This is a genomic window from Bacteroides sp., assembly GCF_028690125.1.
Taxonomy (GTDB): domain Bacteria; phylum Bacteroidota; class Bacteroidia; order Bacteroidales; family Bacteroidaceae; genus Bacteroides.
Map to the genome: position 1 here is coordinate 389,284 of NZ_JAQVBV010000001.1, position 12,028 is coordinate 401,311.

At 42.2% G+C, this 12,028-nt stretch carries 6 protein-coding genes; 1 reads left to right on the forward strand and 5 read right to left on the reverse strand.

All coding sequences use genetic code 11. From position 1 onward, the window contains the following. Window positions 1-3,156 (reverse strand): TonB-dependent receptor, encoded by a 3,156-nt coding sequence (locus tag PHO71_RS01525; RefSeq protein WP_300197854.1) that lies wholly within the window; start codon window positions 3,154-3,156, stop codon window positions 1-3. Between the two features lie 235 nt (window positions 3,157-3,391). Here PHO71_RS01525 and PHO71_RS01530 point away from each other — a divergent pair, with 235 nt between their 5' ends. Continuing rightward, window positions 3,392-4,291 (forward strand): AraC family transcriptional regulator, encoded by a 900-nt coding sequence (locus tag PHO71_RS01530; RefSeq protein WP_300197857.1) that lies wholly within the window; start codon window positions 3,392-3,394, stop codon window positions 4,289-4,291. Here the strand turns inward: PHO71_RS01530 and PHO71_RS01535 are convergent. From PHO71_RS01535 to PHO71_RS01550, 4 genes are all read right to left on the reverse strand, one after another. Then, complete coding sequence (locus PHO71_RS01535) at window positions 4,281-5,702, reverse strand: L-fucose/L-arabinose isomerase family protein (protein WP_300197860.1); 1,422 nt, start codon at window positions 5,700-5,702, stop codon at window positions 4,281-4,283. The genes PHO71_RS01530 and PHO71_RS01535 overlap by 11 nt on opposite strands. A gap of 38 nt (window positions 5,703-5,740) precedes the next feature. Beyond that, window positions 5,741-8,857, reverse strand: coding sequence for a glycosyl hydrolase (locus PHO71_RS01540; RefSeq protein WP_300197863.1), 3,117 nt, complete (start codon window positions 8,855-8,857; stop codon window positions 5,741-5,743). 295 nt (window positions 8,858-9,152) lie between these two features. Next, window positions 9,153-10,646 (reverse strand): OmpP1/FadL family transporter, encoded by a 1,494-nt coding sequence (locus PHO71_RS01545; RefSeq protein WP_300197866.1) that lies wholly within the window; start codon window positions 10,644-10,646, stop codon window positions 9,153-9,155. Window positions 10,647-10,681: 35 nt separating this feature from the next. Further along, a complete protein-coding gene (locus PHO71_RS01550) occupies window positions 10,682-11,908 on the reverse strand; it encodes a zinc-dependent metalloproteinase lipoprotein (protein ID WP_300197868.1) in 1,227 nt (408 codons plus the stop codon). Window positions 11,909-12,028 lie beyond the last annotated feature (120 nt).

Genomic DNA, 12,028 nt, shown 5'->3' on the forward strand with positions numbered 1-12,028 from the left:
TTAGAAATTAATATTTAAACCAACATTATATACGGCTTGAATCGGATAGTTGAATCCATTACCTCCCATTTCTACATCCCATTCTTTGAATTTGCTGAATGTTAGTAGATTCAATCCGCTTACATAGAGTCTGAGATTATTCATGCGTATTTTGCTAAGAAGTTTTTCAGGAAAGGTGTAACCTAGTTCTACAGATTTCAATCGGATGTAGGAGCCATCTCGGATGTACCAGGTACTACCTTGAGTGTTGTTTTCTATTTTTTCTGTAGTTAGCCTGGGCAATGCGGCATAGCTGTTTCTATTAGATTCCGACCAGTAGCTGTCTGCCCAGCACTTGAGTACATTGGTGGGGGCGATTCGACCACCAAACAAATCACTTTCTTCTTTAGAGAATGTTGATGCATTCAGGAAAGGTGTTGTACGCATAGCATCTATATAGAAAGAATTTCTAGCCGATCCCTGAAAGAAACAGGATATGTCGAAACTCTTATATCCTAAGGAAACTCCAAAACCGTAATTTATTTCCGGAACTGTCGGGTAACCAATAGGTACGATGTCATTTCCATCGATAACATCATCTCCATTGATATCCCTGTATTTGATATCCCCAGGCATATAATCTCCGTAGGTTTGTTTGGGAGAGTTGGCAATGTCAGCTTCATCAATAAAGAGGCGGTCGGCTATCAGTCCCCTCATTTGTCCGATTGGATAACCAGTGACAGTCAGCCATGGATATTCCAGTTTTGCCTCTTCTTTATACTCGTAGTTGCTTCTTGCAAAGGTGAAGCTACCACGCAGTCCCATCCAGAAATTTTTATTGAACGAATGGTTGGCGTCCATCTGAATTTCTGCTCCGTAAGACGAGGCACGTCCTACGTTAGCTGATAATTTAGCCGCATATCCCAGTTCTTCGGGAATTGTTTCTCGTTTTTGGTAGATTTTATTTCGCTTTTCCCGGAAATAGCTGGCTTGTATTTCGAGAAAGTTGAAGAGGGTGGTTTCAATACCTAAATCCAGTTTCTTGGCAACTTCCCATGTAATGAATGGATTGCCATATCTGGTAATATTTACAGTCTGCATTCCTTCCTGCCAATTCTCACCAAACCTTATTCCTGACTCTCCGGCATTCAGATTTACTTCGGAGATGTAATAGAAGCGGTCGTTCGAGTCACCGATGCGGTCATTTCCTACCAATCCGTAGGTTCCTCTTAATTTTAGCTTATTCACCACTTTGTTTTCCGGCCAGAAGTCTTCATTGCTGATGAGATAACCTACTCCGGCAGATGGAAAGAAACCGAATCTTTCTTGTTTAGAGAATCTTTCGGAGCCATTATAACCGAAGTTAGCTTCAAACAGGTATCTGGAATCGAAAGCATAGGTGACTCTACCCGATAGTCCGATATTACGGGAAGGCAGTGATTGCTGGATATTAGCACCATTACCGGTCAGATATTCGCGCATGGTTCCCACCAACAGTCCTCCTACACTATGTTTCCCAAAATCGCGGCTGTAATTCAACGATCCCTCGAAGTAATAAGTAGTGTTAACGCCTGGTGTACCACCGGAATAGTTCAAATCTTCTTTGCCTGTGTTCGGATTTAATTGATTTAATGTATATCGATCGTTATCTTTATCGTAATATCCTATTTTATAATAAAAAGGGGATGTTTCTCTGACAAGTGCAAAGTCAGAGTAACGCGTTGTGTTGGCGAGTATTCGTAGGTCCAGTCCTTTCGTAATGAAGTTCAGCTTTTGAGAGAACTCCATTTGTGCAGTAACCAAAGTGGAGTGAGAACTTCTGTATCCTCTAATCATATCTGCATAAGGATTCAGGTAGTTACCTTCTTCCGCATTACCGAAGAGGACGTGTGCCGTTTTTACATTCGAATCGTCCGGAGCATATACTTTGGGAAACTTAACAGGAGAAGCTGAGCGTACTTTACGGTACATTAGGTCCCCACCGTCGATTGGACCATTGTAATCTTCGAAGTTTGCATTGACACGGATATCTAGCTGTGTTGTTTTGGTAAGATCCAGATTTATATTCGTTCTCAACTGGATTCTTTTAATGTCGATATTGGTGTTGTAGTTGTTTTTCGGATCTACTTTCAGCGCACCATTATCTTGGCTGAAGTTAGCCGATACATAATAACGTGCCATTGTACCTCCGCCGCTAAGGTTCACATTTGCTCGTTGATTCATGACTGTTTTCTTGAATAGTTCATCATACCAGTCTACTTCCGGATACACATACGGATTGAGTCCTTTTCCGGTATTGGCAATCTTTTCGTCGGAGAATGGGCGGGCTGCCAGTGGATTTCTGGTTACAACCGCTTCGTTGTACATTTTCATATATGTGACAGGATCTGCCAACTGAATGTTGCGTATGGGAGTCGAAATAGAGTTTTCCAAACGAATGCTGACTTTAGCCGGTCCCTCTTTTCCTTCTTTTGTAGTAACCAATACTACACCATTTGCACCCCGTGCACCATAAATGGCAGTAGCCGTTGCATCCTTCATGATAGAGAATGACGCAATATCATCTACAGAAAGTCGAGCTAATTCATCGTTTGACGATTCGATATTGTCAATCAGGATTAGTGGTGAAGAGGAATAGCCGAACGTCGTTACACCTCGAATGAAGAAGTTCGTGTTATCTTTTCCCGGTTCTCCGGATGACTGATAGGCAATGATTCCTGCCATTCTGCCCGACAGTCCTTGCGTCAGGTTACTGGAAGGAACTTTCAGCTCAGAAGGTTTAATCGTTGATACGGCAGCAATAACGCTTTCCTTCTTCTGTTTCGCAAATCCAACTACTGTCACTTCATCCAGTTCGTCTGTCTTCGGCTGTAGCTTTACAGTGATTTTCTTTTGTACTCCGACAGTGACTTTCTGTGTCTGGTAACCCAGGTAGGAGAAAACGAGCACATCCGCATTTCCTACTTTAATTGAGAAAGAACCGTCAATGTCCGTAACGACACCTCTGGAAGATTTGTCCACCAGGATCGTAACTCCGGGAAGTCCTTCTCCTTGTTCGTCATAGACGATACCAGCCACTTCCCTTGTCGTTTGTGCTGTGATAGCCGTCATCTGGAAAGAAAGGACGATGAGTGCTAACCATACTTTTAATAAATGATTCGTGATTTGTTTTTCCATGTGTTTCCAAGTTAGATAAATGAAAGAATGATTATATAATGCAAAAGTAGGAGGAAACTGCTTTGGGAATTTTTCGATATTGATATATAATTTCTCATTTTTGATAAATTAGAATGGCTGTATCCGGATCCACTTTGTAAATTGTCACTCATTTGTTACCATATATCGAAAAAATGCTTTAATTTGCTTCCGCATTAATCAATTAACGAGTTATCTTATATTTATCCAAATTAGCATGAGCACAATTGAAAGCCGTAACATTAAGTACTTTAGCATAAGTACTAATGATGAAGCATGGGGGATTATAGTTACTACTGTGGGTTCTCAATTGATTCCGGAACATAGTTCTTATCCTCGTTCCCAGCATCCGAAATCTCATATCTTTAATCCGAAGAATGGAAGGGTATTGAAAGAATATCAACTTATTTATATTTCCAAAGGTGGAGGATATTTTGAATCACAATCTTGCAAGAGACAACGTATTGAAGCAGGAACTATGATTCTATTGTTTCCGAACGAATGGCATACTTATGAACCGGATACTGCTACGGGGTGGTATGAGTATTGGGTAGGATTCAAGGGAGTGCATATCGACAACCGCGTGGCGAATGGATTCTTCTCACCGAAGTACCCTCTTTATCATATAGGTTTTAGTTCGTCCATCATCGGGCTGTATGAAGACATTGCGAATTATACCTTGGAAGAAAAAGCGGGATATCAGCAGATTATTTCAAGTATTGTACTCTATATTTTAGGTTCTGTCTATTATAAGAAAAGGAATGAGACTTTCAATGATTCTTTTGCCGTCAATAAGATCAATGAAGCACGTACGATTATGAAACAGGAAATAGAGAATAATATTTCTCCTGAAGGTATTGCGGAAAGGCTTGGAGTGAGTTATTCCTGGTTCCGGAAAATGTTTAAGCAATATGTAGATGTATCGCCCGCACAATATCAGGCTAATTTGAAATATTTAAGATCGAAGGAGTTGTTGGATACGACGGAGATGAGTATTATGGATATTGCTTTTAAACTCAACTTCGAAAATGTGGGACAGTTTTCTACTTTCTTCCGTAAAAAAGAAGGAATCCCCCCTTACCAGTATCGTAAGGAGGGACATCATATCAGGAAATAACAATGACCGGAATATTCAGCATAAATGCATATTTCTTGAGAATATCGGCTACATGACCTACACCGATGGAACAATGGTGGGATGGTCCTGCCTTGCTCCACCTTTCGATAAACTCTTTGGCGGATATCGGAAATTTGTACCTGCTATTGAGATTGCCGATATTCAGTATAGGACCCGGAACGGATTCTCCTTCGGCAATCAGGAAAGATAATCCACCTTTTCCTTCGACAACAGATAATAAAGTCACCGGACCTTGTTTGACGGACATTTGAATAGATAATCCTTTGCCCGGTTTCCCATGATATACGGGCAGTGGAACCAGTTTCACCCGATCTTCTGAAATAATAAAGTGTGCCGGCCCGTCATGACCCAGCATAACGATATCATCATTGTAGTCCAAGGCATAAAACTCAGAGAAACATCCGCCGATGCCGAGTAGCGACATGATTTTCATGGCTTGAGCATTCTTCACTTCGTACTCACCTGCTATGGGAATATTCTTTCCGGTGAGAATGGTGTTTCCGGCAATGATAGAGGTAATGATATTCTCATACTCATTACCATTCATGCCCGAATAGTAATAGGCCATCGAACCGAGCTTATGATTAGCAACAAGCTTGTCAAGAGCTACGGATGTGTGTGCCGCTCTTTCAATCTCATCTGCGGTACAGGTTTCGTCGATCGTGAATATCCGGCTAAACTCTTCTTTCTTCGATTCGATTTCTGCCTGAGTCGCACTCTCTCTGAGTGCTGCCAGTTCACACATTTCCAATATTTCGATATGCGTACCGAATACGGTACTTTGTAGTGCCAGATCGGAGTATACATCGACCATTCCTCCGTAATAATTGCCAAGTACGCCCATACGGTTCTTTCGCATCCCTTGTGATACTTCCGCTGCTTTGATCCATTGTGAGATCTCTGTCCAAGCTTCTGGGTCGTCCAGGTATCCGGATACAATCTCATACCGGATCGCAGTGCGATTGAATACCGAGCAGAATTCAGGAATGGAACAAGCCTGGCAGTTTGCCAGCCATTCTCCGGTCATACTACCTCTGTCGCTCATGCTGTTCAGTTTGTCGTATTCAATGGCAGGCAGAGGTTGCATATTCAACAAGATAACCGGTATATTCAGCCGATTGGCTATTGGAATAATCGTAGACGAAAGGGCATAGGTTGAGATGAAAATGAATAGAACTTCTACATCTTCGCTCTTCATTAGCGAGGTTACCCGCTCTGCCTTTTCGGAGTCATCGACCATTCCCGCATCGATGACAGTCACATTACCAAGCGACTGCATTTTATTCTTTATTTTGTTCTGATGGCCTATCAGACGATCCAGTAGTCCGTCAAATTGCTCCCAATACGTATTGAGTCCGACTCCCATCAAACCAATTTTTACATTCTCCATGATGTTATTTCTTTTTTCTATATTTGAATAATCTGTTTTTATTTTGAAGTGATAACATCAAAATCTTCCATTAATCCGTAATCCATGAAATAATATTCATTTCCCGGTGCTTGTTTCTGTACTCCGTTCCAATGCCAGGGGCCGGTAATGCTGACTTCAGTTGTATAGTGAGGACCCATCAGGTTTCTCAGACTTCCGATTACTCTGACTTCAATCTTATTATCTCCTTTCTTTACATACGGGGTAAGGTCGAAATTGTAAGGCTTATAAGCGATGATACCCGCTTTCTGGTTATTTACGTACACTTCGGCAAGTGTTCCATTCCACTTGTTCAGTTGGATTGCGTAGCGACTCGCAAGGTTGTCAATATTATATGTTTTACTGTAACCCATATCCCATGAATAATAAGGTTGTCCCTGTCCTTTCCAGCTTCCCGTCTTAAAGGTCTTTACCGGTTCTTTGATTACCCAACCCATCGGTGCAGGCTCCAATGAGAAATCTCCCACAACGTAAACCGGAGCAATTTCGGCATAGATACTCATCGGTTTTACACTCAACTCGATGGTGTTTACTCCGGTGTTGGCAACATCCCCGATGCTGTAGACTCCGAAACGGCTGTCCAGCCAATACTCTCCATTGACCACTGATAATGCCTTTCCATTCACTTTTACTTTCCAGATGTCTGGTTGTTCGGCAACAAGTCTCATTTTGCTCTTATCCATATTGTCTGCAACAATGAAACTATAGAGTACTTTGATATCACCTGTGCGGAAAGTATCCTTCTCAACAATCTGTTGTTTAAACTGAACGGCGGAGTTCCACGGATCATTCATACCATAATGTTGATACAACTTGTTACAAGCTTCTACCGTATAGAGGTGTTTTTCTGCCTTTCCATCTATAATAAGATCACAGAAGTCAATACTCAGTACGTTATCCTTCAGTCTTTTCACTTCCAGTGGTGTAACGGCTTTCACTACTTGCCCGTTGGCAATTTCCGGTTTCACCTTATAGGTATTAGTGCCTGATGGAGAGCTGAATAAGATCAAACTACCGGCGGGCGGAAGATTGAATTCTGTTTCCACATGATTACCATCCGCTTTGCATGGGTATGCGTAGATTGTACCGGACATGGCATCAAGTTCCATCAACGTTTTTCCTTTGATGGCAACACGTCCTGTAGCAGATTCAGTTAATGAAGAATTGACCAAGAATACCAGTTCGCCATCCTTGTAACTTCTTCTGTGATGATAGAGATGATTGCCTGCCACTTGTTTGAAGCTAATTTCGGGACTTGCGAATACCGTCTGAATCAGTGGTTCGGATAGCTCGTTGTACGTTTTGATCTGTCCCGCATTGTCTTTCATGAATTGAGCCAACTCAGCACTTTCTTTACCATCAATGAAGGTAGGTGTTGAGAAAAGGATCAGTTCGCCTCCGGATTTTACAAATTTCTTCAGCAACTGGAATGTCTTTGAGTTCAGATTTTCGGTAATTGGAGGAAGAACGACTCTTTTGTATCCTCTCTTGCCTACAACAAATTGACCTTTCTTTACACTCCCCTGATCTTTGATAATATTCTCAGAGCCTAAATCGTATTCTACTTGGCTTTTCTCCAGTTTGGTGATAAAATTTTGGAATGCGATACCGATATCCATCGTTCTGACCTGTCCTTTTACATAAGAGTAAGTTAGCCAGGCAGTGGTAGTCGGTTCTATAATCAATATGTCGTTGAGTTGATCGCCCTGACTCAGGATCAGAGACAAACGTGCGAAATAATCATTCTGAGTCTTATAGCTCGACCACCAGGGGGAGATAGAAGTAAAGACAGGCGGGTAATCGTATTTACGTGCTCCCACGATAGTCATGTGTGACAGATGCTGATTCATGAAGTTCACTCCCAGTACATATTCCCAGTCACCCAGTCTTTTGAAATCTTCAAAAGTCTCATTCCAGCCGCCGCCGCCATATGTCTCGCTGAGCGTTCGGGCATATCCCATCTGATTGGCGACACTACTCAATTCTTTGACTGATCTTATATTTCCGAACTGAGCCATCGGATGTCCTTCGTTATATTGGTTGAACAACATATCGATTGCAGGCATCTGATGCCATACGTACATAGCCATATTGTCTCCGCCATGAGACATATCCGGCCATCCGTGTTCCCAGTAATGACCTGTCCATTTCATGTTCTTCTTCTCGCAATAGGCGTGATAGGGCTTCGCCCATCGGTCAATAAAAAGTTGAGTAAGTGTTTCTGTATAGTTGTGACGCACTTGCTGCCAGTTATCTGTTGTTTCTACTAATAAGGGAAGTACTGATTTTAAATCATACCCCCAACGCTTCTGGAATACCTCGAATAAGTCGGGAGTCCAGCGTATTCCACCCGGACTTGAAATGTTAGGTTCATCGGTGAAAACACCTTTAATAGCAGTACCGAGCTCTTTTCCGAAAGTTTTTTCGTATCCGGTCATTGTGATGTCTAAGAACTTTTCTGTAACACCGGGATGTAATAAATCGACGTATGAATAACCACCATGCCAGTCGGAACGACCATAATAGGTCTTCTTATACAAATAGTATTCCCCTTTGGTGTTCTTATAATCAGCCAGGGAAGCTGTGATATCTTTAAAAGTACTTCCTTCTTTTTTCAGACATAAGAAGTAATCTTTTGCATTATCAGGCAGAACCTCGACCTTTGTGTAATCCAATCCTTGTCCCTGATTATACGATTCGGGCATTTGTTCGTTCACATGGCCTCCGGCGAATCCGCTTGGATAGGAATTCTCGTCGTAGATCCAGATATCCATTCCCAGTTTCTTTCCGGCTTCTACGCTGTATTTATACAATTTGAACCAGTCATCAGAGAGGTATTCGGTGATCAGTCCCGGACGCGGATGTACAAAAGCTCCGCCAAATCCTTGTGATTTGAGTTCACCCAGCATACGGTCGATATCCGCATTCGTTACTTTCGTGTTCCACACCCATAGCGGGGCGGAACGGAATTCTTTTGATGGATTTTTGAAGGCTGCTTTCAGCTTTCCGAATTGCCTCTCTCTGGGTTGTTCAGAGGAAACCTTTCCAATACAGCAGTACAATGCCGCAACAGCGAGAACAAGTACTTTACTGAAAGATTGTAGATTTTTTTTCATGTTTTGCAATCTATTTTATGGTAACATATTCTGGAACCGGAGTTAATAGTCTGAATTTACAAAGGCAAAAGTAGGCGGTTACGAAAAACAATGATTTCTAATAATGATATATTTCTTATCAAAAATGATATTCGTATTCCGATTGACATATCTTCGTTAATCCCTCGTTTCTCAGGGATTAATGTGGAATAGAACATTCTTTTTCCACAACACTACTGATGAAATGTATCTCCGGTTTTTGTAGATATTACGTTTTAAGTGGCGCGTTGTGCCAGAATAGTTTGCATATCTGATATCAGAATCTCATCCCCAGAGTTATCCGACCTTCGTGATTGGCGTATTTATTATGTAATGGATTCGCGATAATGTCATCAGCCGAGTCGAACGAATCCTGATAGAAATAGAAGCTCGTGATATCCTTCGAGAATTTGCAGACATAGGCTGCGTCAATAAAAAACATCCCGAAGTTAGTACCAAATCCGGCAGAGATAGCCTGTATCTTCAGGTTGCTTCTGAGTAGGGTGGGCATCGATGACATTTTGTAAGGAGAGTCCCAGTAGGCGTATCCACCCCTTAAGCTAACCGTATTGTTTAAACGATATTCTACTCCGGCCCGAAAATTGTGAGTCGCTTTTAATTCCGATATGATTTGGTCGTTGGCTCCGGTACCGTCTGCTGTATAAAAATCCTCCACATCATCGCCATTGCTGAAACGAGCCAATGTATAGTTGCTATATTCGTAATCAACACTGAGAGTGGCTTTCTGCATCAAAACGGTTGCAGCACTAATCACCAACTTCCAAGGGGTTTGCATATCGTAGTTATATGTAGCAGGAGTGATATAGCTCCGGTAAGAGCAATCGTTGTTTTCATCCGGCTCGTAAAATTCCGAATACGCGTCTTCCGAATAAGTATCCTTCATTGAGAAGAAGGTGGGCGAATGAACCGCCGCACCAATCCGTAACTCAGGAATGGGCCGATAGATCATTCCAAACTTAAAATTCGTCCCAATGCCTTGAGTTTTCAGATATTGGCCGACAGTATACTTATCAAGCCCAAAGAAATTTCCAGTGTCTCCTTTCCCCATAAAAACCGATTCGAATTTATAATGGATGTTTTGAACACCTATTGTCATACCCAAATAGAGCTTGTCTTTATAGTTGGCTCCGAAGGTTAAGTCATATCCCCCCTGATAGCCATCTTCCCGGATATGCTTCCGTTGAGTTACTTCTTCCTCGGGCAACAAGGTCGGTTCAAAAAATCCGGTTTCATTATTAAAGCTAATAAGCCCCGCATTCAAAGCCATTTTTTCGCGTCCCCCGCTCGCACCGTATTTATTTGCTTCCAATGCCAGAATTTCCGTAAAAGACGTCCCGGAATTATATACATACTGGCTGGTGGTACGATTGAAATTGTTTAAGTTGTTGTAATTGATACCGAGATTGAATCCTCTCCAACTGGAATTAGGATTGTGAAAAACGAAAACGCCGCCTAACGTTCCCAATTGCAAGGAAAGTTGGTTAGAAACCCGGTCGTCTGATTTTGTTTTGGCAATGTTCAGGGAAGGGGTGATACTAACCTCCGCTTTTCGGAATTCTCCAATGCCGGCCGGGTTCACCACGATGCTTGAAAGGTCGCCCCCCAAGGCTCCGAATGCACCTCCCATGGCTGTCGAACGGGCAGAACCGGTATTGGTGGTGGTAGAATACCTCACGATGTCATTGACTGTCTGAGCCGAAGCCAATCCTGAAAGTAACAATAGTGCCGGAAGGATATATAACTTTTTCATGATGTTTGTCATTTTATAATAATGTGGAGAATGTATTATTCAATCGTTCTGGCTTCGGGTATTTCCATATTGAACGCACTTCTTGTGCGGCGATCCACAGCCTTTGGCCCGGGGATCAGCGGACTGTTTTCAAGCACGTGACGTACCCGTTTACGTTGATCGAGTGTAAAGCGGTCCAGATAGCCATAATCATAATCCATGATGTTGTCGGATGTGAATGTAATCCCTGTGGTACTGGTTCTCATGGCCAATTCCTTGAATGAGACTGGTTGGGTCAAAGCATCCAACCAGTCCTCGTAGACCTTTCGGTCGTAGTTTGGGGTGTCGTCACAGTAATCATCCACTGGGTCGCCGATGAAAACATGGAACAAGCCGAGGTAGTGTCCTAACTCGTGAGTTAGGGTGAGCACGGCATCCGGCACTTGCAATATCGAATGAACGGAAAATAAGTATTTATTATTAATGCAGACACAATGGGGGTAATTCAATGTTGGATCAATGAAATAACGGTCTCCATTTTTCAATCCCGGTAGTCCATTTGTTCCGATGGTATAGGGTAAGTAAGAAATACCCAATACGTTTTCATTCGTGAAGGCATAAATCATCACGTTGATGTATTGGTTCGGATCCCAAAGGTATTGAATATTGTTCGGGTCTTTCATAAAGGCATTACAATCTATCTCGATGGAACCGGGCCACGAAATCCTGTTGATTCCGGATTCCGCAAGAAGGTTACCATTCGGATCATGGGTCGCCGGTATAAATTCCAGTCCCATGTTCTGACTCTTGTCCTCATTTTGATAAAAGGCATTTATCTGGTCGAGTATTTCGTAGATTTTTGTGGTAGCCACATTTTGTTGCGGATCGGAAGGATCGTTGTAAAGCACATGGAATATGATGGGGAGTCCATAGATATATTCATTTGCGGCAGCCTTCTGCGTGACCCTGATAGCCCGACGTACATCTCGATTCTTTACCACAAGGGTTGCCTTGCGTTCCTGAGAGAAAATGTTGGCCTTAATGCTCAACACAAGGGTATCATTGCCGTATCCCGAGGTCTTGTCGGGCACACACCAATTACTGGCTCCGGTTAATTGCCAGTCGTCATTGCTATTAATGACGATTTTGAGCAAACTCTCTTGGTTATCCACATCGTAGATAGAGCCGGAGGGTAGCTCCAATATCTTTAGCGTATTGTCCGGTCGTTCGCATGCGCCGAAACACAACACAAGGCAGACGTATAAAAGTAGTTTATAGTTCATTAATAGCAAGTTAATTGATATTATATGAAACAAAAGTAATATTTTATAAACACACACGCAAGTTTTCGAATTAAAACAAACATTTACACTTGTAAAGACAATCTTATTTCAAAATATATT

Excerpts from the sequence above, each read along its gene's own strand:
- PHO71_RS01530 (WP_300197857.1), top strand. The coding sequence starts at position 3,392 with ATGAGCACAATTGAAAGCCGTAACATTAAGTACTTTAGCATAAGTACT.
- PHO71_RS01545 (WP_300197866.1), bottom strand. The coding sequence starts at position 10,646 with ATGAAAAAGTTATATATCCTTCCGGCACTATTGTTACTTTCAGGATTG.
- PHO71_RS01535 (WP_300197860.1), bottom strand. The coding sequence starts at position 5,702 with ATGGAGAATGTAAAAATTGGTTTGATGGGAGTCGGACTCAATACGTAT.
- PHO71_RS01550 (WP_300197868.1), bottom strand. The coding sequence starts at position 11,908 with ATGAACTATAAACTACTTTTATACGTCTGCCTTGTGTTGTGTTTCGGC.
- PHO71_RS01525 (WP_300197854.1), bottom strand. The coding sequence starts at position 3,156 with ATGGAAAAACAAATCACGAATCATTTATTAAAAGTATGGTTAGCACTC.
- PHO71_RS01540 (WP_300197863.1), bottom strand. The coding sequence starts at position 8,857 with ATGAAAAAAAATCTACAATCTTTCAGTAAAGTACTTGTTCTCGCTGTT.